General features: G+C 59.3%; 26 protein-coding genes. 20 read left to right on the top strand and 6 right to left on the bottom strand.

Going from position 1 to position 24,399, the window contains the following annotated elements; genetic code table 11:
• Nucleotides 1-61 precede the first annotated feature (61 nt).
• Nucleotides 62-640 carry a superoxide dismutase [Fe] gene (gene sodB / locus RCH09_RS07680; RefSeq protein WP_326940469.1) on the bottom strand — a complete coding sequence of 193 codons (579 nt, stop codon included), beginning with the start codon at nt 638-640 and terminating at the stop codon, nt 62-64.
• An 88-nt stretch (nt 641-728) separates the two neighbouring features.
• Nucleotides 729-2,093 carry an exodeoxyribonuclease VII large subunit gene (gene xseA, locus RCH09_RS07675; RefSeq protein ID WP_326940468.1) on the bottom strand — a complete coding sequence of 455 codons (1,365 nt, stop codon included), beginning with the start codon at nt 2,091-2,093 and terminating at the stop codon, nt 729-731.
• Between the two features lie 364 nt (nt 2,094-2,457).
• Between xseA and RCH09_RS07670 the strand changes: the two genes are divergently transcribed.
• The 10 genes from RCH09_RS07670 (at nt 2,458) to RCH09_RS07625 (ending at nt 12,793) form a co-directional block, all read left to right on the top strand.
• Nucleotides 2,458-3,063, top strand: a complete 606-nt coding sequence (locus RCH09_RS07670; RefSeq protein ID WP_326940467.1) for a MotA/TolQ/ExbB proton channel family protein — start codon at nt 2,458-2,460, stop codon at nt 3,061-3,063.
• Between the two features lie 21 nt (nt 3,064-3,084).
• Nucleotides 3,085-3,519: an ExbD/TolR family protein gene (locus RCH09_RS07665; RefSeq protein WP_326940466.1), complete on the top strand. Its 435-nt coding sequence runs from the start codon at nt 3,085-3,087 to the stop codon at nt 3,517-3,519.
• Between the two features lie 2 nt (nt 3,520-3,521).
• Nucleotides 3,522-4,556, top strand: coding sequence for a tetraacyldisaccharide 4'-kinase (lpxK, locus tag RCH09_RS07660; protein WP_326940465.1), 1,035 nt, complete (start codon nt 3,522-3,524; stop codon nt 4,554-4,556).
• A complete protein-coding gene (locus tag RCH09_RS07655) occupies nt 4,537-4,740 on the top strand; it encodes a Trm112 family protein (RefSeq protein WP_326940464.1) in 204 nt (67 codons plus the stop codon). Before lpxK ends, RCH09_RS07655 begins: the two co-directional genes overlap by 20 nt.
• A gap of 32 nt (nt 4,741-4,772) precedes the next feature.
• Nucleotides 4,773-5,525 carry a 3-deoxy-manno-octulosonate cytidylyltransferase gene (gene kdsB / locus RCH09_RS07650; RefSeq protein WP_326940463.1) on the top strand — a complete coding sequence of 251 codons (753 nt, stop codon included), beginning with the start codon at nt 4,773-4,775 and terminating at the stop codon, nt 5,523-5,525.
• A gap of 200 nt (nt 5,526-5,725) precedes the next feature.
• Complete coding sequence (gene adk, locus RCH09_RS07645) at nt 5,726-6,382, top strand: adenylate kinase (RefSeq protein ID WP_326940462.1); 657 nt, start codon at nt 5,726-5,728, stop codon at nt 6,380-6,382.
• A gap of 223 nt (nt 6,383-6,605) precedes the next feature.
• The gene (locus RCH09_RS07640) at nt 6,606-8,741 is read left to right on the top strand and encodes a sodium-translocating pyrophosphatase (protein ID WP_326940461.1); all 2,136 of its coding nucleotides are present in this window, start codon (nt 6,606-6,608) and stop codon (nt 8,739-8,741) included.
• Nucleotides 8,742-8,895: 154 nt separating this feature from the next.
• Nucleotides 8,896-9,654, top strand: coding sequence for a 3-hydroxyacyl-CoA dehydrogenase (locus tag RCH09_RS07635; RefSeq protein WP_326940460.1), 759 nt, complete (start codon nt 8,896-8,898; stop codon nt 9,652-9,654).
• 101 nt (nt 9,655-9,755) lie between these two features.
• Nucleotides 9,756-11,528 carry a gamma-glutamyltransferase gene (gene ggt / locus RCH09_RS07630; protein ID WP_326940459.1) on the top strand — a complete coding sequence of 591 codons (1,773 nt, stop codon included), beginning with the start codon at nt 9,756-9,758 and terminating at the stop codon, nt 11,526-11,528.
• 20 nt (nt 11,529-11,548) lie between these two features.
• Nucleotides 11,549-12,793 (top strand): patatin-like phospholipase family protein, encoded by a 1,245-nt coding sequence (locus RCH09_RS07625; RefSeq protein ID WP_326940458.1) that lies wholly within the window; start codon nt 11,549-11,551, stop codon nt 12,791-12,793.
• Here RCH09_RS07625 and RCH09_RS07620 read toward each other — a convergent pair.
• Entirely contained in the window at nt 12,778-13,137 is a 360-nt protein-coding gene (locus tag RCH09_RS07620) for a hypothetical protein (RefSeq protein WP_326940457.1), read from the bottom strand. The genes RCH09_RS07625 and RCH09_RS07620 overlap by 16 nt on opposite strands.
• Nucleotides 13,138-13,431: 294 nt before the next feature.
• Here RCH09_RS07620 and RCH09_RS07615 point away from each other — a divergent pair, with 294 nt between their 5' ends.
• The 6 genes from RCH09_RS07615 to RCH09_RS07590 all read left to right on the top strand — a co-directional run bounded on the left by RCH09_RS07615 (nt 13,432) and on the right by RCH09_RS07590 (nt 18,893).
• Nucleotides 13,432-13,782, top strand: coding sequence for a ribonuclease domain-containing protein (locus RCH09_RS07615; RefSeq protein ID WP_442785016.1), 351 nt, complete (start codon nt 13,432-13,434; stop codon nt 13,780-13,782).
• Nucleotides 13,783-13,827: 45 nt separating this feature from the next.
• Complete coding sequence (locus RCH09_RS07610) at nt 13,828-14,226, top strand: barstar family protein (protein WP_326940486.1); 399 nt, start codon at nt 13,828-13,830, stop codon at nt 14,224-14,226.
• 72 nt (nt 14,227-14,298) lie between these two features.
• The gene (purN, locus tag RCH09_RS07605; RefSeq protein WP_326940455.1) at nt 14,299-14,922 is read left to right on the top strand and encodes a phosphoribosylglycinamide formyltransferase; all 624 of its coding nucleotides are present in this window, start codon (nt 14,299-14,301) and stop codon (nt 14,920-14,922) included.
• A 27-nt stretch (nt 14,923-14,949) separates the two neighbouring features.
• The gene (locus RCH09_RS07600; RefSeq protein WP_326940454.1) at nt 14,950-16,230 is read left to right on the top strand and encodes an RsmB/NOP family class I SAM-dependent RNA methyltransferase; all 1,281 of its coding nucleotides are present in this window, start codon (nt 14,950-14,952) and stop codon (nt 16,228-16,230) included.
• Nucleotides 16,231-16,236: 6 nt separating this feature from the next.
• Nucleotides 16,237-17,598 (top strand): mechanosensitive ion channel family protein, encoded by a 1,362-nt coding sequence (locus RCH09_RS07595; RefSeq protein ID WP_326940453.1) that lies wholly within the window; start codon nt 16,237-16,239, stop codon nt 17,596-17,598.
• 128 nt (nt 17,599-17,726) lie between these two features.
• Nucleotides 17,727-18,893 (top strand): DesA family fatty acid desaturase, encoded by a 1,167-nt coding sequence (locus RCH09_RS07590; RefSeq protein WP_326940485.1) that lies wholly within the window; start codon nt 17,727-17,729, stop codon nt 18,891-18,893.
• 155 nt (nt 18,894-19,048) lie between these two features.
• Here RCH09_RS07590 and rpmG read toward each other — a convergent pair whose 3' ends face one another.
• From rpmG to radC, 3 genes are all read right to left on the bottom strand, one after another.
• Nucleotides 19,049-19,216 carry a 50S ribosomal protein L33 gene (gene rpmG, locus RCH09_RS07585; RefSeq protein WP_014005218.1) on the bottom strand — a complete coding sequence of 56 codons (168 nt, stop codon included), beginning with the start codon at nt 19,214-19,216 and terminating at the stop codon, nt 19,049-19,051.
• Nucleotides 19,217-19,240: 24 nt separating this feature from the next.
• Complete coding sequence (gene rpmB, locus RCH09_RS07580; RefSeq protein WP_040726403.1) at nt 19,241-19,477, bottom strand: 50S ribosomal protein L28; 237 nt, start codon at nt 19,475-19,477, stop codon at nt 19,241-19,243.
• A 142-nt stretch (nt 19,478-19,619) separates the two neighbouring features.
• Nucleotides 19,620-20,294, bottom strand: coding sequence for a RadC family protein (gene radC, locus RCH09_RS07575; RefSeq protein ID WP_326940452.1), 675 nt, complete (start codon nt 20,292-20,294; stop codon nt 19,620-19,622).
• A gap of 116 nt (nt 20,295-20,410) precedes the next feature.
• On the opposite strand from radC, the gene RCH09_RS07570 reads away from it, so the two are divergent.
• The 4 genes from RCH09_RS07570 (at nt 20,411) to RCH09_RS07555 (ending at nt 24,393) form a co-directional block, all read left to right on the top strand.
• A complete protein-coding gene (locus tag RCH09_RS07570; protein ID WP_326940451.1) occupies nt 20,411-20,866 on the top strand; it encodes an FKBP-type peptidyl-prolyl cis-trans isomerase in 456 nt (151 codons plus the stop codon).
• 27 nt (nt 20,867-20,893) lie between these two features.
• Nucleotides 20,894-21,847, top strand: coding sequence for a 4-hydroxy-3-methylbut-2-enyl diphosphate reductase (ispH, locus tag RCH09_RS07565; protein WP_326940450.1), 954 nt, complete (start codon nt 20,894-20,896; stop codon nt 21,845-21,847).
• A gap of 390 nt (nt 21,848-22,237) precedes the next feature.
• Nucleotides 22,238-23,167, top strand: coding sequence for a branched-chain amino acid ABC transporter permease (locus RCH09_RS07560; protein WP_326940449.1), 930 nt, complete (start codon nt 22,238-22,240; stop codon nt 23,165-23,167).
• Nucleotides 23,168-23,178: 11 nt separating this feature from the next.
• Complete coding sequence (locus tag RCH09_RS07555) at nt 23,179-24,393, top strand: ABC transporter permease subunit (RefSeq protein WP_326940448.1); 1,215 nt, start codon at nt 23,179-23,181, stop codon at nt 24,391-24,393.
• Nucleotides 24,394-24,399: the final 6 nt, after the last annotated feature.

The following is a 24,399-nucleotide window of genomic DNA, read 5'->3' as shown; positions in this document are numbered from 1 at the left end:
GTACGATCCGGAAAAAAAAGCCAGACGCGCTAGTCTGGCTTTTGCGGCTACATGGGCTTAATCAGGCAAAGTTCTTTGCCACGAATTCCCAGTTGACCAGATTCCAGAACGCTTCGACGTATTTTGGACGGGCATTGCGGTAATCGATGTAATACGCGTGTTCCCACACGTCACAGGTCATCAACGGGGTGTCGGCGCCGGTCAGCGGGCAGCCGGCATTGGAGGTGTTGGCCAGATCAACCGAGCCGTCGGCTTTCTTGACCAGCCAGGTCCAGCCCGAACCGAAGTTGCCGACGGCCGACTTGCTGAAGTCTTCCTTGAATTTGTCGAACGAACCGAATTTGGCATTGATGGCTTCGGCCAGTTTGCCGGTCGGGGCGCCGCCGCCATTTGGCGTCAGGCAGTGCCAGTAAAACGTGTGGTTCCAGACCTGGGCGGAATTGTTGAATACGCCGCCGGAAGATTTCTTGATGATGTCTTCGAGCGTGGCGGTTTCGAATTCAGTGCCCTTGATCAGGTTGTTCAGGTTCGTCACATAGGCCTGATGATGCTTGCCGTAATGGTATTCCAGTGTTTCCTTGGAGATATGCGGCGCCAGGGCGTCCATTGCATACGGCAGTGCGGGGAGAGTGTGTTCCATGGTCTTCCTTTCGGGGGTGTGAACGGGCGTGCTGATTTGTCAAGCATGCCATTGTAAAGCGGATGCGCTGCCACCGCTTTCGGATTGATCAGTCGTCGATCATCGGCTGCACGCTGGCCACGCCAATTTGGGCACTGCCGCGCGCCAGCCGAACCGTAATATGTTCGCGCGCTTGCAGCTGCTGCGTGGCGCGCACAATCTCGCCTCTGGCATCGACAATGATGGCGTAGCCGCGTTCCAGCGTGCGCTGCGGATTGAGCAGCTCCAGCTGCGCCGTCAATGCCGACAATTGCTGGCGCTGGCGCGCACTGCCAGTAGTGAAGCTGATGCCGAGCCGGTGCGCGCAGTCGGTCACGCGCAGACGCGCAGTGCGGCTGTCGGGCAATTGCGCTTTCAGGCGACTGGCCAAAAGCCGCCACGCATGCCGGGCGTCGTTGAGCGGCGTGCGGGCCGCGCCGCCAAGTCGGGTCTGCAAACCGGATAGCCGGTTCTGCTCCAGTCGAATGGTGGCGGCCGGGCTGATCAATCGATGCGACAACCAGTCCAGCGTTTGTGCCCGATCCGCCAGCCGTCGATGGATTCGGCGCGACAGCGTCAGCGCGGCGTCGGTGACCAGGGCCAGCCATTCTTCGTGCGGTCGCGCGGCCAGTTCCGCCGCAGCAGTCGGTGTCGCGGCGCGCAGATCAGCGACGAAGTCGGCGATCGTGACATCGGTTTCATGCCCAATACCGGCGATCACCGGCATCGAGCAGGCGGCAATCGCCCGCGCCACCGCTTCGTCGTTGAACGACCATAAATCTTCAATGCTGCCCCCACCACGACACACCAGCAGCACGTCGCATTCGGCGCGTCGCGAGGCGGTTTCGATGGCACGGCAGATGCGCTGGGCAGCGCCTTCGCCCTGGACCGGGCTTGGGTACAAAATCACCCTGATGTGCGGCGCGCGCCGGCGCAGCGTGGTCAGCACGTCACGCAGCGCGGCTGCCTGCGGGCTGGTCACGATGCCAATCACGTGCGGGAAATACGGCAGGGAGCGCTTGCGCGCCGGATCGAACAGCCCTTCCGACTGCAATTGCTGCTTGAGTCGCAAGAACGCTTCGTACAGATTGCCAACGCCGGCGCGGCGGATCGCCTCGACACTCAGCTGAAAATCGCCCCGTGCCGCATACAGGGTCACCAGCGAACGCACCTCGACCTTGTCGCCTTCGCGCGGGACGAACCCGGCATACTGGGCACGGCCACGGAACATGACGGCGCGCACCTGCGCCGATGCATCCTTGAGAGAAAAATACCAGTGGCCGGACGCCGCCTTGGTGAAATTCGACACTTCGCCAGCGACCCAAAGTAACGGAAACTGCTGTTCCAGCATGCGCGACACGGCTTGATTCAGGGCCGAAACCGTAAGCACAGGTGGCGCAGTTTGGGCTTCTTCAGGCAAAAAGTCAGTGTTCATGCGGCCCTCCAGAGGGAAAGCTGTCCACAGGCACGCCAGATGGTGGTTTTGTCAGCATTAATTCATCGATTAAATGGAACGTTTTACAAGGCATTGATTTTAAAAGGAATCTGGAGTTGCCTTTTTAAGATGCATGAGCGGAAACTTCAAGCAAATCAGGGTCTTTGGCACCGTCCGAATAAGTTGTCCACAAAGTTACCCACCGATTTTGTGAATAACTATTGGTTGCATCAGCGCGTCGCAGCCCGGCCGCACGGAAGTCGGGATTATGCAATGAATCGGCCCGCGCAAGGCCACTTGCTCTGGCTCCCTCAACACGTTACATTCTGCATCCAGACCAGTTGGTCGTTTCGGGGAGTTTCATTTGTTCGCCATCATTCACGCCGCCGGCTGGCCCATCTGGCCACTTCTCATTGCCTCCGTGATCGGATTGGCCCTGATTGTCGAACGCCTCCTGTATCTGCGTCGCAGCAGAATTCTCCCGCCAACACTGCTGCAGGAAGTCATCCGGGTTTATCACAATGGCAAGGTCAATGCGGATGTCGTGGCCAACCTGGAAAAAAATTCCCCACTGGGCCGCGTGCTGGCCGCCGGTCTGCGCAATATCAACGCGCCGCGCGACATCATGAAGGAGTCGATCGAGGAAGCAGGCATGGCGACGGCGCATGAACTGGAGCGGTTTCTGACGACGCTCGGCACCATTGCGACGCTCGCGCCGTTGATGGGATTGTTCGGCACCGTGGTCGGGATGATCGAAATCTTCGGCGCCCAGAACGCCACCGGCTCGAATCCGGCGCAACTCGCACATGGCATTTCGGTGGCGTTGTACAACACCGGTTTCGGGCTGGCCATTGCGATGCCGTCGCTGGTGTTCTATCGGCACTTCCGCGCGCTGGTCGACGGCTTCATTGTCGACATGGAACAGCAGGCGGTGAAGTTTGTCGACATCGTTCACGGCGCGCGCAAATGAGCGCGCACAAGGACTGACCCCATGAATTTTCGACGCGGCAAGGCGCGGGAACATCCCGAAATCAATCTGATCCCGTTCATCGATGTGTTGCTGGTGATCCTGATCTTCCTGATGGTGACGACCACGTACAGCAAGTTCACCGAACTGCAAATCACGTTGCCGACAGCCGATGCCGACAAGGCGGTGGACCGGCCGTTCGAGATCAATGTCGCGGTCGATTCGCAGGGACGTTATGCCGTCAACAATACCCAGGTGGCATTCCGTGATGCGATCGGCCTGTCGGATGAATTGCGCAATGCCGCCAATGGCAAGGGTGATTCGAAGAAAGATCCGATCGTCATCATCAACGCCGATGCCACCGCCGCCCATCAATCGGTCATCAACGTGCTTGAGGCAGCACGCCTGGCCGGATTTGCCCGGGTGACCTTCGCAGCCCAAACTTCCGGCAACAAGTAGTTTTGGCGAGCAACGCCGCCACGCTGGAATCCCTTTTGCTGCGCGCCTGGCAGCGCCGCGGCGTGCTGGCCTGCATGTTGTGGCCGCTGTCACTGCTGTTCGGCGCGCTCGGCGCAATGCAGCGCAACGGTTATCGCAGCGGTCGGCTGCTCAGCAGCCGCTTGCCGGCGCCGGTCATCGTGGTTGGCAATCTGTTTGTTGGCGGCACCGGCAAAACCCCGCTGGTGATCTGGCTGGTGCATGCCCTGCGCAATGCCGGCTATGTGCCGGGGGTGATTTCGCGCGGCTACGGGACGCGGCACGATAGCGTCATCGACGTCGCGCCGGACGCGCTGCCAGCCGAGGTGGGTGACGAGCCGTTGCTCATCGCACAGCGCGCCGGTTGTCCGGTGATGGTGGGACGGGATCGGGTGGCGGCAGCACGCGCGCTGCTGCAGAAACACCCGGCAGTGAATGTGATTGTGTCGGATGACGGCTTGCAGCATTACCGGCTGCAGCGCGATGTCGAAATCGTCCTGTTCGATGAGCGCGGCGCCGGCAATGGCTGGCTGCTGCCGGCCGGCCCATTGCGCGAGCCGGTCTCGCGCCGGCGCGATTTTACTGTCGTCAATGCCGCGCGGACACCGCCAGGCGTTGCTGCCGATATTGCTGCCGATTCGCACCGCATGCGGCTGGTGGGCGGGTTTGCCGAGGCGCTGGTTGACCCCACCCGCCGCATCGCGCTGGGTGACCTGTCCGGTCGTATCCTGGCGGCCGCCGGGATCGGCAATCCGGAACGATTTTTTAGCATGCTGCGCGCTGCGGGTTTGACGATCCGGACCATGGCGCTGCCCGACCACCACGACTTTCGCGATGATCCTTTCAGGTCAGTGCACGCCGACGTGATCCTGATCACCGAGAAGGATGCAGTAAAATGTCGGCAAATAGAGGCCTTGAAAGCCGATTCGCGTCTGTGGGTCGTGCCGGTCGCAGCGCAGATCGATGGCCCGCTTGCCCAACTCATCCTGGAGAAATTGCATGGACACCCGACTGCTTGACATCCTGGTTTGCCCGTTGTGCAAAGGTCCGCTGGCCTACGACAAGAAAGCCCAGGAATTGCTCTGCCACGCCGACAAGCTGGCCTACCCGATCCGCGACGGCATTCCGATCATGTGGGCTGACGAAGCGCGCGAAACGGTGGTGCGCCATCTGGTGCCGCCGGCCGCTGGCCAATCGGTCTGATTCACCCATCTTGCGCGTCTGCGCCGCCTGTCATGCCCTTCATTGTCATTATTCCCGCCCGTCTGGCGTCGACCCGACTGCCCAATAAGCCGCTGGTCGATCTTGGCGGCAAACCGATGGTGGTGCGGGTCGCCGAGCGCGCCGCGCTGGCCGGCGCCGCGCGCGTGATTGTCGCCACCGATGACGAAGCCATTCGCGCCGCCTGTGCCGCGCACGACATTGAAGTGCAAATGACCCGCGCCGATCACCAGTCCGGCACCGACCGGATTGCTGAAGTGGCTGCCCGGCTGGGATTGCCGGATCACGCAGTAGTGGTCAACGTGCAGGGCGACGAGCCACTGATTGATCCTGCGTTGATCAGCGCGACGGCGGCGCAAATTGGTGCGCAGGTGCCGATGGCAACGGCGGCGCATCCTGTCGCGCTGTCGGAAGAACTGTTCAACACCAATGTGGTCAAGGTCGTGCTCGACCGCCATGGGCGCGCGCTGTACTTTTCGCGTGCAGTGATTCCCTGGCATCGCGATGGCTTTGCCGGTCAGGCGCAGGCCATGCCCGCCGGTTACCAGCCGTTGCGCCATATCGGGCTGTACGCCTATCGCAATGATTTCCTGCAGGCGTATTCCAGTCTTGCAATCAGTCCGCTTGAACAGATCGAAGCCCTGGAACAGTTGCGGGTGCTTTGGCATGGCTATCCGATTGCGGTCCATGTCACGGCGAGCGCGCCGACTGCAGGGATCGATACGCCCGAGGATCTGTTCCGGGTAAGGCGTCATTTCGACACCTGACGACGCGCTGTCAATCGATGCCGATTGCGGCGGCAGGCCGACTTTTGCAGCTGCGCCGGATCGAAATCAATGTTGCGGAAACGATATGGTGAAATTGTATGGTAAGTTTCGTGCAAAGTTCGTGTGATACAACATGACCATTCGGGTCCGCGTTGTACGAGACAATCACCGCCAAAATTCAAAAACAGTTAGGAAATCCAATGCGCCTCATCCTCTTAGGAGCGCCCGGTGCCGGCAAGGGCACACAAGCCACGTTCATCAAAGAAAAATACAACATTCCGCAAATCTCGACAGGCGACATGCTGCGCGCCGCCGTCAAGGCCGGAACCGCAATGGGGCTTGCTGCGAAGCAGGTCATGGATGCGGGTGGCCTGGTCTCGGACGAGATCATCATCGGACTGGTCAAGGAGCGCCTCACGCATGACGATTGCGCCAACGGCTATTTGTTCGATGGTTTCCCGCGCACCATTCCGCAAGCCGATGCCTTGAAAGAGGCTGGTGTGGCGCTGGACTATGTCCTGGAGATCGACGTGCCTGATGAAGCCATCGTCGAACGCATGAGCGGTCGCCGCCTGCACTGCAATTCAGGCCGGACCTACCACGTCAAATTCAATCCGCCCAAGGTCGCCGATGTCGACGACGTGACCGGCGAGGAACTGATCCAGCGCGACGACGACAAGGAAGAGACCGTCAAGAAACGTCTGGCGGTGTATCACGAACAAACCGAAGTGCTGCTCAACTACTACAACCAGTGGGCCCAGTCGGGCCTGCCCGGTGCACCGAAGTATCGCAAGATTGCGGGGGTCGGACCTGTAGAAACGATCCGCGACGCAGCCTTTGCGGCGCTCGAAAAATAGAAAAAAGCGGACTGCATGTCCGCTTTTTTTTCGCCTGCGTAGCAGAAAGTGCGCGCCATCTCGATCAAGTCCATTTACATCAAACAGACAACCGGACTGGCGGGGTAGCGTGGGGGAGGAGGTACCGGAGCATGACGATCCGCACGTCCCGGCCGTATTGCCGTGCGAGCTCGCCATTCTCTTTCCGATGTGAACTTTGATGTGAACATAAGGAGAATTGGACATGGCAGCAACAGGTTTGTGGTTCGCCGTCGCGTGCGGCATCATCGCCGTGCTTTACGGCCTGACGTCGCGTAGCTGGATTCTGAAGCAGGATGCGGGCAATCCCCGCATGCAGGAGATCGCCGCTGCGATCCAACTCGGGGCGTCGGCCTATCTGGCGCGCCAGTACCGCACCATTGGCATTGTCGGTGCCGTCCTTTTCGTCCTCATTGCCGTGCTGCCGGGCCTGGGGATGACCACGGCGGTTGGCTTCCTGCTCGGCGCGGTCCTGTCGGGCGCCTGCGGCTTTATCGGCATGAATGTGTCGGTCAAGGCCAACGTCCGCACCGCACAAGCGGCCACCAAGGGCATGAACGAAGCGCTCGACGTCGCCTTCAAGGGCGGGGCGATCACCGGCATGCTGGTGGTCGGTCTGGGCCTGTTGGGCGTGACCCTGTTTTTCTGGTATCTGACGCGCGCTGCAACCAGTACGGCAGCGTTGCATGACCTGATCCAGCCGATGATCGGACTGGCCTTCGGCGCTTCGCTGATTTCGATCTTTGCGCGACTAGGCGGCGGGATTTTTACCAAGGGCGCCGACGTCGGCGCCGATCTGGTCGGCAAGGTCGAGGCCGGCATACCTGAAGACGACCCGCGCAACCCGGCTGTGATCGCAGACAACGTCGGTGACAACGTGGGCGACTGCGCCGGCATGGCTGCGGATCTGTTCGAAACCTACGTCGTGACCCTGATTGCAACCATGCTGCTGGGATCGTTGCTGGTCAAGGGCAACGAGTTGCAGGCCGCGTTGTATCCGTTGCTGCTCGGTGCGGTCTCCATCATCGGCTCGATTGTCGGATGCGCGATGGTCAAGGCCAAGCCAGGCAAGAAAATCATGTCGGCGCTGTACACCGGACTGTGGTGGGCCGCCGGCCTGTCCTTGATCGGTTTCGCCATCGTCACATGGACCGTCATGCCTGCCGACATGCGGCCGGCGATGATGGGATCGGCCATTGTCGGGATTGTGCTGACCGGCCTGATGGTCTACATCACCGAGTACTACACCGGCACCGATTTCAAGCCGGTGCAGCACATCGCGCAGGCCTCGACCACCGGCCATGGCACTAACATCATTGCCGGACTTGGCGTGTCGATGAAGTCGACCGCCTACCCGGTGCTGGCGGTGTGTGCGGCGATCCTGGTATCGTATTACCTCGGCGGCCTGTACGGTATCGCGATCGCGGCGACCTCGATGCTGTCGATGGCCGGCATCATCGTAGCACTTGACGCCTACGGTCCGATTACCGACAACGCCGGCGGCATCGCCGAGATGTCGCACATGCCCGATTCGGTGCGCGCGATTACCGATCCGCTCGATGCGGTCGGCAATACCACCAAGGCGGTTACCAAAGGCTACGCCATCGGCTCGGCCGGACTGGCCGCGCTGGTCCTGTTTGCGGATTACACCCACGCACTCGACTCGGTGGGCAAGAGCACGTCGTTCGAACTGTCCAATCCGCTGGTCATCGTCGGCCTGTTCATCGGCGGACTGATTCCGTACCTGTTTGGCGCGATGGCAATGGAGGCGGTGGGTCGTGCCGCGGGCGCCGTGGTGGTCGAAGTTCGGCGCCAGTTCCGCGACATCAAGGGCATCATGGATGGCACCGGCAAGCCGGAATACGACAAGGCGGTCGACATGCTGACCACTGCGGCCATCAAGGAAATGATCGTGCCGTCGCTGCTGCCGGTGATCGTGCCGATCCTGGTCGGGATGTTGCTCGGGCCTGCGGCGCTGGGTGGTTTGCTGATGGGCGCCATCGTGACCGGATTGTTTGTCGCCATCTCCATGACCACCGGTGGCGGCGCGTGGGACAACGCCAAGAAATTCATCGAAGATGGTCATCACGGCGGCAAGGGGTCGGAAGCGCACAAGGCCGCGGTCACCGGCGATACGGTCGGTGATCCGTACAAGGACACGGCCGGCCCCGCTGTCAATCCACTGATCAAGATCATCAACATCGTGGCCCTGTTGATGGTGCCGCTGTTGCCGGCGACCGGCATGCAACTGGGTGGCATGCACGATCGCACCGCGGCAGTCGTGGTGGTGCCGACGCCGATTACGACACCGGTGCCGGAACCGGAGCCGGTGGCAAAATAGTCGCCTGCTTTTGTGGTCTCCGGAAAAGGCAGCTTCGGCTGCTTTTTTTCATCAGGGTGGCGGTGAAGTTCGCTACAATCGTCGCCTGTTGACGTTGACGTAAGCGTCAATCCACCGTTCCGCATTTCCCCATTTCATCTCCTTCGAGGACACCATGCAAATCAATGACAACGTATTTCTGATCACCGGCGGCGCTTCCGGTTTGGGCGCTGCGACAGCGCGCATGATCGTCGCCAATGGCGGCAAGGTGGTGCTGGCGGATGTCCAGGTCGAGGCGGGCGAGGCGCTCGCCACCGAACTGCACGGCAAGTTCGTCAAGTGTGATGTGACCTCCGAAGCGGATGGCACGGCGGCGGTGGCGGCGGCCACGGCGATGGGCACGCTGCGTGGGCTGATCAATTGCGCCGGCGTCGCGCCGGCAGTGAAGACGGTTGGCAAGAACGGACCGCATCCGCTCGATGTATTCCAGCGCACCGTGAACATCAATCTGGTTGGCACCTTCAACATGGCGCGCCTGGCTGCGGCGGCGATGGAAAAATCCGACGCCACGGCGGAAGGCGAGCGCGGCATCATCATCAACACGGCCTCGGTCGCGGCATACGATGGACAGATCGGACAAGCCGCCTACGCCTCATCGAAGGCGGCCGTGGTCGGGCTGACGTTGCCGATGGCGCGCGACCTGTCGCGCAGCGGCGTGCGGGTGATGACGATTGCGCCTGGCATTTTCGAAACCCCGATGCTGCTCGGCATGCCGCAGGAAGTGCAGGATGCATTGGGCAAGATGGTGCCGTTTCCATCGCGCCTCGGTCGTCCCGACGAGTACGCGCATCTGGCCAAGGCGATTATTGAAAACGTGATGCTCAACGGCGAGACCATTCGCCTCGATGGCGCGATCCGCATGCAGCCAAAATAATTTGCGAACCATCCGGTTGATGGCTTTTAAAAATGACAGCGACCGGTCAGCGGCATACACTCAGGCAAGCAGTGCGCTTGCCTTTTTTTATTGGAGTCCGCATGGTCAAATTAAAATTTTTCTCGATAGCATGTGTCGGGTCGTTGCTGGCCGCTTGCGCCAGCCAACCGACCTTCCGCTACCAGCCGCCTGAAGCGGCCAGTGGCTACACCGAAAAGGTCGGCGTGGTCGCCAACAAATTCATGGTTGCCGCCGCCAACCCGCTTGCCACTGATGCCGGTTACCAGGTTCTCAAGTCCGGCGGCTCGGCCATTGACGCCGCCATCGCCACGCAAATGGTATTGACGCTGGTTGAGCCGCAATCTTCCGGTATCGGCGGCGGCGGCTTCCTGATGTATTTTGACGGGCGCAATGTTAAAGCCTTCGACGGTCGCGAGACCGCGCCGGCCAGTGCCACCGATAAATTGTTCCAGGGTCCTGACGGCAAAGCCTTGCCGTTCATTCAGGCGGTCGTGGGTGGCCGCTCGGTGGGCGCCCCGGGGGAATTGCGCATGCTCGAGATGGCGCATCGCCAGTATGGGAGGCTGCCTTGGGCCGCGCTGTTTGCGCCCGTCATCAAGCTTGCCGAAGAAGGCTTCATGGTCAGTCCGCGCTTGGCAACCTTGCTGGCGGCGGAAAAAAATCTGAAGCAGGACGCCGATGCCACTGCCTATTTTTATGATGCCGACGGCAAGCCATGGAGCGCCGGTCATCTGTTGAAAAATCCTGCCCTGGCAAAGACCATGCACGAGATCGCCGATGGTGGGGCGGACGCGTTCTACAAGGGCCGCATCGCACGCGATATTGCCAACAAGGTGCAGGGCCACCCAACCAATCCTGGTGGCCTCACCGAAGCCGATATCGGTGGATATGAAGCCAAGATGCGCGAGCCGATTTGCAGCGATTACAAACTGTGGACCGTGTGCGGCATGCCGCCGCCGTCGTCGGGCGGCATCGCCATTGCGCAGATCCTTGGCGTGCTTGAGCAACGCAACATGGCCGCGTGGCCACCTGTCGACGGCGTGCTCAATCCCGAGGGCGTGCATCTGTTTGCCGAAGCCGGCCGACTGGCCTTTGCCGACCGTGCGCGCTATGTGGCAGATACCGATTTCGTGCCGCTGCCGGAACACAGCGCGGCGTCGCTGCTCGACAAGAACTACCTCGCCACGCGTGCCGCGCTGATCGGCAGCCGTTCGATGGGCATTGCCAAGTTTGGCGTGCCGGCCGGAATGCCGGTGGCGCTCGGTCTCGACACCTCACCGGAATTGAAGTCGACGTCGCATATCTCGGTAGTCGATGCGCAGGGACAGTCGGTGTCGATGACCAGTTCGGTGGAGGACGCCTTTGGCTCGCGGCAAATGGTCGATGGCTTCATTCTCAATAATCAGCTAACGGATTTTTCGTTCGATGCGGCCGATGCAAACGGGCCGGTGGCAAATCGCGTGCAGGGCGGCAAACGTCCGCGCAGCGCGATGGCGCCGACATTCGTGTTCGAAAAGGGAACCCGCAAGTTGATGCTGTCGGTCGGTTCGCCGGGTGGCTCGGCCATCATCAATTATGTCGGCAAGGTGTTGATTGGCATGATGGACTGGGGCCTGAATGTGCAGCAAGCAATCAGTCTGCCGAACTTTGGCAGCCGCAATGGGCCGACCGAGCTTGAGCAGGGGCCCGGCGCGGATGTGCTGGCAGCGGCGCTAAAAGCCAAGGGACATGATGTCCGCGTGATGGAGCAGACCTCCGGGTTGCAAGGAATCATGCGCCTGACCGTGCACGGGGAGGATGTCTGGTTCGGTGGCGCCGATCCGCGTCGTGAGGGACTGGTCAAGGGCGATTGAACGCAAGTCGGGGGCAGGGGATGGCAGAACATAAAAAGACCGGTCTGGTGCTGACCGGCGGCGGCGCGCGCGGCGCCTATCAGATCGGCGTGCTCAAGGCGGTTTCGCAGATTCTGTGCGACGAAGGCTGGCCGACCACGCAAAATCCGTACGACATTATCTGCGGCACCTCGGCCGGCGCAATCAACGCAACGGCACTGGCTTGCCACGCAGATGACTTTGGCGAGGGGCTGGCGCACCTGCTGAAAATATGGGAAACCTTTTCGGTAGAACAGGTGTACCGGGCCGATTCACTGGGAGTCATGCGTTCCGGTGCGCGCTGGCTGTCGCTGCTGTCGTTCGGCTGGCTGCTTCGGCAGTGGCGTGCCAACCCGCCCAATTCGTTGCTCGACAACACGCCGTTGGTCACACTGCTGAACCGGATGCTGAATTTCCCCCGGCTGGATGCCGCCCTGCTCGACGGTAAGCTGCATGCGCTGGCGGTGACGGCCTCGTCCTACACCGGTGGTCAGCACATCACGTTCTATCAAACCGAAGCCAACATCGCGCCGTGGGTGCGCAGCCAGCGACTATCGATGCGGGCCCAGATCGGGGTTGAGCATTTGTTGGCATCGTCGGCGATTCCGCTGATTTTCCCCGCCACGCAGCTGTACTGCGATGGCCGCCGGGAGTATTGCGGCGACGGTTCGATGCGCCAACTGGCGCCGATATCACCCGCCATTCACCTCGGCGCGGACCGCATCTTCGTGATTGGCGCCGGGCGCCTGCATGAACCTGAGCAGACAAAGACGGACGTGCCGCGCTACCCCAGCCTGGCCCAGATCGCCGGGCATGCCATGTCGAGTATTTTTCTTGACAGCCTGGCGGTCGATATCGAGCGCATCACGCGGGTGAATTTGACGCTGTCGGTATTGAATGAGGAGCAGAGGCGCAAAACAACGTTGCGCCCGGTTGAAATGCTGGTGGTCGCACCGTCGCAGCGGTTGGACGAAATTGCCAGTCGCCATACGGGTAGCTTGCCAAAGCCGATCCGCATGATGCTCGCCGGCATTGGCGCCACGGAGGTACGTGGCGCGGCGCTGGCGTCCTACCTCTTGTTTGAGTCAAGCTACACGCGTGAACTGATTGCGCTTGGTGAGCAGGACGCACATGCCAAGCGCGCAGAAATCCTGGCGTTTTTCGGCGCGGCCACCATCAACGACGGCGGCATTGTGGCCCCTGACGCCGAGACGGCGGACCTGCCCGCCTTTCAGTCTCGATCGTAACGATGGTGATGATGGTGGCGGTAATAGCCACGGTTTGAATAATACTGTCCGCGGTAAGGTGCGTAGTAACCTGGGCCATAGCCGATTCGCACAGGGCCCGGGCCAACATACACCGGTTGCGGTGCAAGATAGACTGGTGCAGGCCGGTAATACACGGGTGCCGGCTGAACGTATACCGGCGCCGGCTGGACATAGACGGGTGCCGGGGCGTAATAGCCGGGGGCGCCGATGCTTACTGACCAATTGACGCCGTTGCGATCATGCGCTTCGGCGCCGATACTTGCTGCCAGCGCGATGACTCCGATGCTGGCGGCAATCAAAAACTTCCTGGCAACGTTTTCCATTTGAGTTCTCCTTTGCGTGCAATGCACTCTGACATGAGTGACATTAGACCCGGTGGAACCCGGCGCTGTCGCGTAAATGATTGAAACAAATTATGTTATCGCCTCGCCCGCGCGGCGGTGCGGTGCAACATGACGGGCAATTCTTGCCTTCGCCACTGCGTTTGCGGAAGTGGTAATTCGGGTTGATTCGAGCAACACAACACGTTACCCTACGGGATACTGCAGGGTTTACCTGTCAGATTTGCAATTAGAGTCAAGGGACGCACGGTGATCGTCAATGCGCAGAAGCTGGGGATGTACGGTTTTGCCGCAATCCTGTTCGCATCGACAGCCTTCGCGAAGCAGCCGGCACCGCAAACGGGGATTGGCCTTGACGTATTGCCTCCGGAAGCCAGCACGACCCTGGCGTTGATCAAACGCGGCGGGCCCTTTCCCTATGAAAAAGATGGGGTGGTTTTCGGCAACTACGAACAGCAATTGCCGCGTCATCGGCGCGGGTATTACCATGAATACACAGTGCCGACGCCGCGCGCCCATAACCGTGGAGCACGTCGCATTATTGTTGGTGGAAAGCCGGCAGAGGGCGCCGATTATTTTTATACCGCCGATCACTATGCAACATTCCAGCGCATTGTTGAAAAGTAACATCCAGGCAGTACATCATCATGATTGTTCGAACTGAGGGGAGAAATGAGTTTGCTTAAAACCGTGCTGCCAAATGTGGTGCAGTCCATCCGTGCTTTTCGGGTGGCAGATCTGCAGGACGAGGCAGCCCGTCTCGGACAGCATTTCCTGTACGCATATTGTGCTGATGCGCTCACCAAACAGCAGGTGTTGGCCGGGATTGCCGAGGCGTTCCATTTTCCCAAACATTTCGGAAAAAATTTCGATGCATTGGCCGATTGCCTGACTGACCTGACGTTCAAGGCGGGTCCGCAACCAGGTTTCCTGGTGGTATTGGAACAAATTCCGAATACGCCGAAATTCGACAAGGAAGCGCGCGAAACGCTCCTGGATGTGTTCCGCGATGCGGCCGATTTCTGGGGCGAGAAGAAGGTTCCATTCCGCGTTTTCTATTCATTTCAATAGCGCCGGACACGAATGCACGCATCATCAATCCGGCGTCCTGGCCGGTTTTTCGTTTTGGCCCGGTAGAGTACAATGCGCGCCATGAGAAATATCGTGATCTTGATCTCGGGGCGCGGAACCAACATGCAGGCGATCGTCCGGAGCGCGCAACAGCAGAAGTGGAATTGCAGGATTGCCGCCGTCATCAGCAACCGCCCTGATGCCAAGGGGCTGGAATTCGCCGCCAGTCACGGAATTGCGACAGCCGTCGTGGCGAGCAGGGATTTCGCTGATCGTGACAGTTTTGATGCAGCCTTGCAGACCGCCATTGACCATTTTGTGCCTGATCTGGTTGTCCTGGCCGGTTTCATGCGGATCCTGACCACGCCATTTGTCGATCACTACCGGGGTCGCATGATGAATATTCATCCGTCCCTGTTACCCAGTTTCCCCGGTCTTGCCACGCATCGCCAGGCCCTGGCTGCCGGCGTGAAGGTGCATGGCGTCACCGTGCACTTCGTCACCCCCGACCTGGATCACGGTCCAATTGTGGCGCAGGCGGCGGTGCCCGTATTCCCGAATGACTCGGAACAAACTCTCGCCGAACGCGTGCTTGAGCAGGAACACCTGCTCTATCCCCAGGCGGTCCGCTGGTTCATTGACGGCCGGTTGCAGTTGGTCGATGGCCGCGTGCAACTAACCGATTTGCCTTTGTAACACCGCACCATTTTCGAAAGCCACTGCATGAGATTGCCACCCGCGATAGTCAACAACACCGAGGAAATCCTGCGCGATATCCTGCGCTTCACCGGTCCCGCCGATGGCACCCTGTCACGCTACTTCCGCGAACATCCGAAACTGGGTTCGCGCGAACGCGGGGCAATTGCCGAGGGCATCTACGGCATTCTGCGCAACAAGTCGGTCTACACCAGCTTTTCAGAGTCAGGCAACGGCCCCACCATGCGCCGCATGACCTTGCTGGGTCTGGCCGGCGCGGTCGGCATCGACGCGCTCGGTGGCTTGAGCGAAGAAGAGACCGCATGGCTGGAGAATGCGATGCAGATCGATCGCAACCTGCTGCCAGCGCAAATGCGTTCGAACTTGCCGGCATGGCTGTTCGACATGCTGGTTGCGCGTGACGGCGAAGAGGGCGCGCTGACGCTTGCTGCGGCACTCAACGAACCGGCCCCGCTGGACTTGCGCGTCAATCTGATCAAGGCCACTCGTCCGGAGGTGATGGAGGCGCTGGCCCAGGCGCCGATTTTGTCGGCGCCGACCCCGTTTTCTCCGGTTGGTCTGCGCGTCCTGAAGAAGCCTGCGCTGCAAAATCTGCCGCTGTTCAAGGACGGTCTGATCGAAGTACAGGACGAAGGCAGCCAGTTGCTGGCCCAGATCGTCGGCGCCAAGCGCGGCGAAATGGTGGTCGATTTTTGCGCCGGCGCAGGCGGTAAGACACTTGCGCTCGGTGCTGCCATGCGCAACACCGGACGTTTGTATGCCTTCGACATTTCGGAGAAGCGTCTCGCCAAATTGAAGCCACGACTGGCCCGTAGTGGCCTGTCGAATGTGCATCCGGTCCAGATCGCGCATGAAAACGATGCGAAGATCAAACGGCTGGCGGGCAAGATCGATCGTGTTCTGGTCGATGCTCCCTGCAGTGGCCTCGGAACCTTGCGCCGTAACCCCGACGTGAAATGGCGCCAGACCCTGCAAGGCGTGGCCGAGCTCAATGTCAAGCAGACCTCGATTTTGTCGGGTGCGGCAAGGTTGCTCAAGGCAGGCGGACGCCTGGTGTATGCGACCTGCAGTTTGCTCGATGAGGAAAACGAAGCCATCGTCGCGGCATTCCTGGCCACGCATCCGGACTTCGTGCTGGTGCCGATGAAGGAAATCCTGGCGGAGCAGCGCATTGAGCTCGAGATGCAGGATTATCTGAAGCTGACGCCGCACCAGCACCAGACCGATGGATTTTTCGCTGCCGTTCTCGAGCGTCAGAAGCCAGTGGCGCCGGTTGCCGAACAATAGACGCCAATGACACAGTCTTTTCTTTCCGAGCAGTTGCTTGACCTCTGGTCCGATCTGCAGCAGCCGGCTGTGTTCTGGCAGGTCGCGGTGCTGGCCGGATGCCTGCTGGTCGGCTGGATTCTGGCGCGCCTGATCCGGCTTGGCTTTGCGGCCAAGGACAGCAATGCGGGCATTCTGCGCATCGGACTGGAAAGTTTTTCACGCGTTTTGTCGCCCTCGATTGCGCTCGGGCTAATCCTGTTGATCCGACCCATTCTCGCGCGGACCCAGCATGTCAATCTGCTGAACGTGGCAATTCCGCTGGTGGCTTGTTTCGTTCTGGTGCGCCTGAGTCTGTATGTGTTGCGTCGGGTGTTTGCCCGTACCGGGCGGGTCGGCGATGCCGTCATGGTGTTCGAAAAACTCATTACCCTGGTGGTGTGGACCGGGTTCGCCATGTATATCACCGGCCTGTGGCCGGATCTGATCGACTCCCTCGAAAAGACGGTGCTGCCGCTGGGCCGCAACAAGGTCTCGCTGCTGACGATACTGCAGGCGGTCGGGTCCGTGCTGCTCACCTTGTTGCTGGCATTGTGGGCCGGCGCCGGGCTGGAACAGCGACTCATGCGTCTGGAGTCGGTGCATTCGTCATTGCGCGCCGTAATGGCGCGCATGGCGCGGGCTTTGCTGATCCTGATTGCAGTATTGGTCAGCCTGTCGCTGGTGGGAATCGACCTGACTGTCCTGTCCGTGTTCGGTGGCGCGCTTGGCGTCGGCCTTGGACTTGGACTGCAAAAAATCGTCGGCAGTTATGTCTCGGGTTTCGTGATCCTGCTGGAACGCAGCATGGCCGTCGGTGACATGGTGACCGTCGACAGGTTCTACGGCCAGGTCACCCGCATTAACACACGCTATACGGTATTGCGCGGCCTGGACGGGATCGAGTCGGTCATTCCCAATGAATTGTTTGTCTCCGGTCCGGTGCAGAATTATTCGCTGACCGATCGCGCGTTGTGGCTCAAGACGCAGGTGACGGTGTCCTACGATACGGATATCGAGTCCGTGCTGCCGTTGCTTGAGGCGGCAGTTGCTTCGATTGATCGCGTCTTGACGAAACCTGGCGTGACGGCCAACCTGCAACGCTTTGGCGCCGATGGACTGGAAGTCGAAGTAGGCTTCTGGATTGCCGACCCGGAAAATGGTCGGAGCAATATCCTGTCGAAGGTCAACCGGGCGATCTGGCAGACGTTGAAGAACAATCACATTGCGGTTCCATTCAACCAGCGTGAAATACGCATCCTCAATGATCGTCTGCCTATATTCATGGCGCCGACGGTGCCGGTTTCAAGCGACGATGTCACTCCGCCATCAGTGGGCGCGGACCGATAAAGCGCGTACAATCGCGAGCAAAATCAGGATATGCAGGATCGCCCTTTCGGCGTCACCGGCAGCCAATCTCATAACCTTGGAGTAGTGCTACTTTGGACACAGTTTTCAACGCGGTTCTCAATTTCCTGATGCATGGCCTGACCGGCGCAAGTAACTGGCAGGTATTCATCTATACGATGGTCGTCACGCACATCACGATTGCCGGCGTCACCATTTATCTGCACCGTCATCAGGCCCACCGGGCGCTGGACTTGCATCCGTTGCCAAGTCATTTTTTCCGTTTCTGGATCTGGCTGACCTCAGGCATGGTCACCAAGGAATGGGCGGCGATTCACCGCAAGCACCACGCCAAATGCGAAACCGTCGACGATCCGCATAGCCCGGTGACGCGCGGTATCAAGAACGTTCTCCTGACCGGCTCGGAAATGTATCGCGCCGAGTCCAAGAACATGGAGACTATCGAAAAGTACGGTCACGGCACGCCTGACGACTGGATCGAACACAACCTGTACACGCGCTTCAGCTGGCAGGGCGTTGGCTTGATGATGATCATCGACGTGCTGCTGTTTGGTGTGTTGGGCATGACGGTGTGGGCAGTCCAGATGATGTGGATTCCGATCACCGCAGCCGGCATCATCAATGGCATCGGCCATTACTGGGGTTATCGCAATTACGATTGCGCCGACGCCTCACGCAACATCATCCCATTCGGCATCCTGATTGGCGGCGAAGAACTGCATAACAATCACCACACCTTTGGTACCTCGGCCAAGCTGTCGTCGAAGTGGTATGAATTCGACATTGGCTGGATGTATATCCGCATGATGGAAATGGTCGGGCTGGCCAAGGTCAAGAAGATAGCGCCGGCGCCAAAATTTGATCGTCAAAAAATGGCTGCCGATTTTGATACGCTGCAGTCGGTGATTTCCAACCGCTACGAAGTCATGGCCAAGTATGCGAAGTCGATCAAGGCGACCTGGCACGACGAGCTGGAACATTTGCGCAGCAAGGCCAAGCTCGAATCCGGCTTCCTGAAGTCATCGAAACGCCTGTTGCATCGCGAACCGGCCAAACTTGGCCTGACCCAGCAACAGCAGTTGCGCGAGTTGTTCGCACACAGCAAGCCATTGCAAACGATGCATGAAATGCGCAGCGAACTCAGTGCCATCTGGGAGCGTTCGCACAGCAGTCGCGATCAATTGCTGCATCAGTTGCAAGATTGGTGCAGTCGCGCCGAGGCGTCGGGCATCAAGGGATTGCAGGACTTTTCGCTGCGTTTGCGCAGTTACGCTTGATGCGATTGCGCTGACGACCTGCTGCAGGTCGCTGAACTGAAAAAGCGACTCCCTTGGGAGTCGCTTTTTTTTGCCACTGGTTCCGCGCCGAGGCAAAAAAAAGCCGTCTGCATCAGCAAACGGCTTCGGTCGTTCTCGGCAAACACAGGATCAAATTACTTGATCTTGGTTTCCTTGTACTCAACATGCTTACGCGCTTTCGGGTCGAACTTCATGATCGACATTTTTTCAGGCGTGGTGCGCTTGTTCTTGGTGGTCGTGTAGAAGTGACCCGTGCCTGCGGTCGATTCCAGCTTGATTTTGTCGCGGCCAGATTTAGCCATGATGATTCCTCTTTATTCTGCTAGTTAGACTTTTTCGCCGCGCGCGCGCATGTCAACCAGCACGGCGTCGATGCCGAGTTTGTCGATGACACGCAAACCAGCGTTGGACAGGCGCAGGGAAACCCAGCGATTCTCGGATTCGACAAAAATGCGGCGTCTTTGCAAGTTCGGCAAAAAGCGGCGTTTCGTCTTGTTGTTTGCATGGGAAACATTGTTGCCGACCATCGGCTTTTTCCCAGTGACTTGGCAAACACGTGCCATATCTCACTCCTTAAATATTTCCGAAATTGGAAAAAAAGTGAGTATAACCAAAAAAACGAGCTTATTCAACGACTTGCGAAAAACAACTGTGTCTTCTGCATAAGAAAAAAAGTCACAATTTAGCCTGCCGGAAAAAACCTCCCTACAGCTCGCCGTGTGTGGCGAAGGAATACGCCAGATTACCGGCGACCACAAAATGGTCGAGCACCTTGACCTCGATGAGGTCCAGTGCCTGTTTGAGACGCTGTGTCAGTGCCAGGTCGCTTTTACTTGGTGTCGGTACGCCGGAGGGGTGATTGTGTGCCAGAAAAACGGCCGCGGCGTTGTGACGCAGCGCCGCCTTGACGATCTCGCGCGCATGCACACTCGCATGTGTCACCGTGCCGCGTGCCATTTCCTCGGTCGCGATCAAACGATTTTGCACGTCGACATACAGCACGAGGAAACACTCGTGCGCCTTACCGGCGAGCAGATGCTGCAAATAGCGCTGCACCAGTTGCGGCGACTGTAGCGCGATGCCGCTCCTGAGCTCTTCGGCCAATGCGCGTTTGGCGAGTTCCATCACCGCTTGAAGTTGCGCAAACTTGGCCGGGCCCAGTCCATGCAATTCGGAGAACTGCTCCACGCTTGCATGAAACAGGCCGCGCAACGAGCCGAAGTGCGTCACCATGTCGCGCGCCAGATCCACCGCTGTCTTTCCGGCCACGCCGACGCGCAAGAATACGGCCAGCAACTCGGCGTCCGACAGGGCAGCCGCCCCGTGACAAATCAGGCGTTCGCGCGGCCGCTGGTCGCGCGGCCAGTCAGGAATTGGCATTGCTTGCATCTCCCGTCGGCAAGATGGCTGATCGTACGCCGTCCGGCAAGAAAGCCGCGACCCTTGGTTGGATCGTGGCTTAAAATGGCGACTCTTTTGCTTTTCAGGATTGTTTGATGTCGAATACCACACAGCCGGTGGTCACTGCCGGGGCTTATCTGACTTTGCACTACCGCCTTGCTGCGGCCGATGGTCAGGAAATCGTCACCACGTTCGATGGCAATCCAGCGACGCTGCAACTGGGCAGCGGCCAACTGGCTCCATTTCTCGAGTCGCAGCTGATCGGCTTGGGCGAGGGCGTGCATCAGGTGTTCGAGCTGCCTGCGGAGCAGGCATTCGGGCCACGCAATCCAGATCTGATTCAACGTGTTTCCCAGGCCACGCTGGCTGAAAACTCGCAGTTTGGCGAGCAGTACAGCGTCGGCGACGTGGTTGAATTCAATGCCCCCGGCGGCGGCCGATTTGCCGGTGTCTTGCGGGAACTTGACGGTGACGACACGGTGTTTGATTTCAATCATCCGCTGGCCGGTCAGGCACTGAAATTTGAGGTAAAAATCATTGGTATTCTTTAATGTGTGCGTGTCGCACGAGGCTTCGTCATGACTGAAAACAAAGAAATCCTGTTGGCGCAACCGCGCGGTTTTTGTGCCGGCGTCGACCGCGCGATCGAGATTGTCGAACGGGCCTTGATCCAGTTTGGCGCCCCCATTTATGTGCGTCACGAGATCGTCCACAATGCCTACGTGGTGGACGACTTGCGCAACAAGGGCGCCATCTTCATCGAGGAGCTGGCCGACGTGCCGACCGGGCAAACAGTGGTGTTTTCCGCACACGGTGTCTCGAAGGCCGTGCAGGCGGAAGCACTGGAACGCGGCTTGCTGATTTTCGATGCAACCTGTCCGCTGGTGACCAAGGTGCATATGGAAGTGGCCAAGATGCGTCGCGAAGGCCGGGAAATCATCATGATCGGCCACGACGGTCATCCCGAAGTCGAAGGGACGATGGGCCAGTCCGAGCAGGGCATGTATCTGGTCGAAACCATTGACGACGTCGCACAGCTGGACGTCGCCCGGCCAGACATGCTGGCGTTCGTTTCGCAAACCACGCTGTCGGTAGACGATACGGCTGACATCATCGCTGCGCTAAAGTACCGTTTCCCGGATATCGCCGAACCCAAAAAAGCCGATATCTGCTATGCCACAACCAACCGGCAGGAAGCCGTCAAGTTCATGGCCCCACAAGTGGAGCTGGTGATCGTGGTCGGCAGCCCAAACAGCTCGAATTCGAATCGCTTGCGTGAAGTCGCCGAGAAAAAAGGGGTGCAGGCGTTCATGGTCGATAACGCCGGGCAAATTGATCCGGCCTGGTTGACCGGCAAGCGCCGCATCGGGGTCACCGCCGGCGCGTCCGCTCCGGAACTGCTGGTGCAGGCGGTCATCACCCGCTTGAAGGAATGCGGCGTCAACAGCGTGCGTGTGCTTGATGGCGTGGAAGAACACGTCACATTTCCGATGCCCAAGGGGCTGAGCGGCATTCGGGCAGATCAAAACTAAATTCTGGATAGCAGCAAGTTTTCCGTTGTAAGTTCTTAGGCTTCCTCGTTATTATCGGACAACGGAATAAATTGTTTGAATGTTATTCATTTATACAATTAAAATCAGGCAGTTTTGCAACGCCGAACTTCCTGCACTCAATGCAGGTCAGAGTTCGCGACGCCGTACAAAACCAGGCCGTCAGGCACTGGCACAAATATTCAGGAGACACGGCTTCATGCACATCACATTCCCCGGATGTCCCAGGTTTGCCCTGACATCATTCGCCACCAGAAACAAGACTCAACGGTAGCACCAGTCTGTCCGGCTGATTCCCTGTGATGGGTCTCAGGCCATCGCTGTTTATTGATCACACCGGTTTTCTCCGGTCACTTTGGAAAGATGCAAATTATGGATACCTTTATCCAGCAAATCATCAATGGCCTGGTGCTAGGCAGCATGTATGCGCTGATCGCACTCGGTTACACGATGGTTTACGGCGTGCTGAACCTGATTAATTTTGCCCATGGCGACGTGCTGATGATTGGCGCCCTGGCGGGCGTCACGATTCTCAAAATTGTCCAGAGCGTCGCGCCCGATCTGCCTGGTGTGGTCAAGGTTATCATCGCCATTGGTGGCGCGATTCCGATTTGCGTCGCGGTCAATCTGCTGATTGAACGGGTGGCTTATCGTCGCCTGCGCAATGCGCCCCGGCTGGCACCGTTGATCACCGCCATTGGCGTGTCGATCCTGCTGCAAACCTTTGCAATGATGATCTGGGGCCGCAGTCCGGTGCTGTTCCCACAAGTTATCTCGGCGGAGTCCTTCCATATTCTCGGCGCGCTGATCACGCCGACCCAGGTCATGTTGCTGGTCCTGGCCAGCCTGTCGATGCTGGGCCTCGTGATTCTTGTTGAAAAAACCAAGATGGGCCGCGCCATGCGCGCCACTGCCGAAAACCCGCGCGTGGCCGGGCTGATGGGGGTGGACTCCAATGCCGTGATCGTGATGACCTTCGCCATCGGTGCGGCGCTGGCCGCCGTGGCGGGAGTGATGTGGGGCGCGACCTACGCATCGGCGCAATTCGCGATGGGATTCGTGCCTGGCCTGAAAGCGTTTTCGGCGGCAGTGCTGGGCGGCATCGGCAATATTTACGGCGCCATGCTGGGCGGGATCTTGCTGGGACTGATTGAGAGTCTGGGCGCTGGTTATATCGGCGAACTGACCGGCGGCTTCCTCGGCAGCCATTACCAGGATATTTTTGCCTTCGTGGTGTTGATCATCGTCCTGACGCTGCGACCGTCCGGTCTGATGGGCGAACGCGTTGCTGACCGGGCTTAAGGAGCGCACTCATGGCCAATTATTTTGATACCAAAAACAATCCGCGCAAGGCGTACACCAGCCTGGCAATCATTGCGCTGATCATCATCGCGTTCCCGTTTTTTGCGCAGAACTACGGCAATTCGTGGGTCCGCATCATGGACTTCGCGCTGCTCTACATCATGTTGGCGCTGGGACTGAACATCGTGGTCGGCTTCGCCGGTCTGCTGGATCTGGGCTACATCGCGTTCTACGCGCTCGGCGCGTACATGACGGCGCTGCTGGCGTCGCCCCAGTTTGCGGTGGTGCTCGAATCGTTCGTCAATCAGTACCCGGCCATCGGCACGGCGCTGGTCGCCTTGTTCGGGCCGGAGATCACGCAGCATGGCATTCACCTGTCAGTCTGGTTCATCGTCCCGCTTGGGGCGCTGCTGGCTGGCGTGTTCGGTGCGTTGCTCGGTGCGCCGACGCTGAAATTGCGCGGCGATTACCTGGCCATCGTCACGCTCGGCTTCGGTGAAATCATTCGTATTTTCATGAACAACCTGAACGGCCCGGTCAACATCACCAATGGCCCGCAAGGCATCAACCTGATCGATCCGATCCGCATCTTCGGTGTCTCGCTGGCAGGCGAGCCTGGCTCGCGCGCCAATGTCATCATCGGCAATTTTTCGATGCCGTCGGTGAATGCCTATTATTTTCTGTTCCTGGCGCTGTGCATCGGCATCATCTTTGTCTCGATCCGGTTGCAGAACTCGCGCCTGGGGCGTGCATGGGTAGCGATCCGCGAAGATGAAATTGCCGCCAAGGCGATGGGCATCAATACCCGCAACATCAAGCTGCTGGCGTTTGCCATGGGCGCGTCCTTTGGCGGCGTGGCCGGCTCGATGTTCGCTGCATTTCAGGGCTTTGTCTCGCCGGAATCGTTCTCGCTGACCGAGTCGATTGCGGTGCTGGCGATGGTGGTGCTGGGCGGCATGGGCCATATTCCCGGCGTCGTCCTCGGCGGCATCATCCTGGCGGCATTGCCGGAGGTGCTGCGCCATACCGTCGAGCCGGTGCAGATGGCGCTGTTCGGCCATGTCTGGGTCGATGCTGAAGTGCTGCGCCAGTTGCTGTACGGCCTGGCGATGGTGGTCATCATGCTGAGCCGACCGGCCGGATTGTGGCCCGCACCGAAACACGAGGACCGTCCCGACGGCGACAGTGACAGCCGCAATCAGGCTACCGGCATCGTGGCGGCATAAGGACAA

The organism is Actimicrobium sp. GrIS 1.19 (assembly GCF_035984655.1).
Lineage (GTDB): Bacteria > Pseudomonadota > Gammaproteobacteria > Burkholderiales > Burkholderiaceae_D > Actimicrobium.
The sequence above is the reverse complement of the archived record's forward strand: the minus strand, read 5'-3'. Positions and strand labels throughout refer to the sequence as shown.

Bases quoted from the DNA above. Each gene is read 5' to 3' on its own strand.
- sodB (WP_326940469.1), bottom strand. From the start codon at position 640: ATGGAACACACTCTCCCCGCACTGCCGTATGCAATGGACGCCCTGGCG.
- xseA (WP_326940468.1), bottom strand. From the start codon at position 2,093: ATGAACACTGACTTTTTGCCTGAAGAAGCCCAAACTGCGCCACCTGTG.
- RCH09_RS07665 (WP_326940466.1), top strand. From the start codon at position 3,085: ATGAATTTTCGACGCGGCAAGGCGCGGGAACATCCCGAAATCAATCTG.
- RCH09_RS07655 (WP_326940464.1), top strand. From the start codon at position 4,537: ATGGACACCCGACTGCTTGACATCCTGGTTTGCCCGTTGTGCAAAGGT.
- kdsB (WP_326940463.1), top strand. From the start codon at position 4,773: ATGCCCTTCATTGTCATTATTCCCGCCCGTCTGGCGTCGACCCGACTG.
- adk (WP_326940462.1), top strand. From the start codon at position 5,726: ATGCGCCTCATCCTCTTAGGAGCGCCCGGTGCCGGCAAGGGCACACAA.
- RCH09_RS07640 (WP_326940461.1), top strand. From the start codon at position 6,606: ATGGCAGCAACAGGTTTGTGGTTCGCCGTCGCGTGCGGCATCATCGCC.
- RCH09_RS07635 (WP_326940460.1), top strand. From the start codon at position 8,896: ATGCAAATCAATGACAACGTATTTCTGATCACCGGCGGCGCTTCCGGT.
- ggt (WP_326940459.1), top strand. From the start codon at position 9,756: ATGGTCAAATTAAAATTTTTCTCGATAGCATGTGTCGGGTCGTTGCTG.
- RCH09_RS07625 (WP_326940458.1), top strand. From the start codon at position 11,549: ATGGCAGAACATAAAAAGACCGGTCTGGTGCTGACCGGCGGCGGCGCG.
- RCH09_RS07620 (WP_326940457.1), bottom strand. From the start codon at position 13,137: ATGGAAAACGTTGCCAGGAAGTTTTTGATTGCCGCCAGCATCGGAGTC.
- RCH09_RS07615 (WP_442785016.1), top strand. From the start codon at position 13,432: ATGTACGGTTTTGCCGCAATCCTGTTCGCATCGACAGCCTTCGCGAAG.
- RCH09_RS07610 (WP_326940486.1), top strand. From the start codon at position 13,828: ATGAGTTTGCTTAAAACCGTGCTGCCAAATGTGGTGCAGTCCATCCGT.
- purN (WP_326940455.1), top strand. From the start codon at position 14,299: ATGCGCGCCATGAGAAATATCGTGATCTTGATCTCGGGGCGCGGAACC.
- RCH09_RS07600 (WP_326940454.1), top strand. From the start codon at position 14,950: ATGAGATTGCCACCCGCGATAGTCAACAACACCGAGGAAATCCTGCGC.
- RCH09_RS07595 (WP_326940453.1), top strand. From the start codon at position 16,237: ATGACACAGTCTTTTCTTTCCGAGCAGTTGCTTGACCTCTGGTCCGAT.
- RCH09_RS07590 (WP_326940485.1), top strand. From the start codon at position 17,727: ATGCATGGCCTGACCGGCGCAAGTAACTGGCAGGTATTCATCTATACG.
- rpmG (WP_014005218.1), bottom strand. From the start codon at position 19,216: ATGGCTAAATCTGGCCGCGACAAAATCAAGCTGGAATCGACCGCAGGC.
- rpmB (WP_040726403.1), bottom strand. From the start codon at position 19,477: ATGGCACGTGTTTGCCAAGTCACTGGGAAAAAGCCGATGGTCGGCAAC.
- radC (WP_326940452.1), bottom strand. From the start codon at position 20,294: ATGCCAATTCCTGACTGGCCGCGCGACCAGCGGCCGCGCGAACGCCTG.
- RCH09_RS07570 (WP_326940451.1), top strand. From the start codon at position 20,411: ATGTCGAATACCACACAGCCGGTGGTCACTGCCGGGGCTTATCTGACT.
- ispH (WP_326940450.1), top strand. From the start codon at position 20,894: ATGACTGAAAACAAAGAAATCCTGTTGGCGCAACCGCGCGGTTTTTGT.
- RCH09_RS07560 (WP_326940449.1), top strand. From the start codon at position 22,238: ATGGATACCTTTATCCAGCAAATCATCAATGGCCTGGTGCTAGGCAGC.
- RCH09_RS07555 (WP_326940448.1), top strand. From the start codon at position 23,179: ATGGCCAATTATTTTGATACCAAAAACAATCCGCGCAAGGCGTACACC.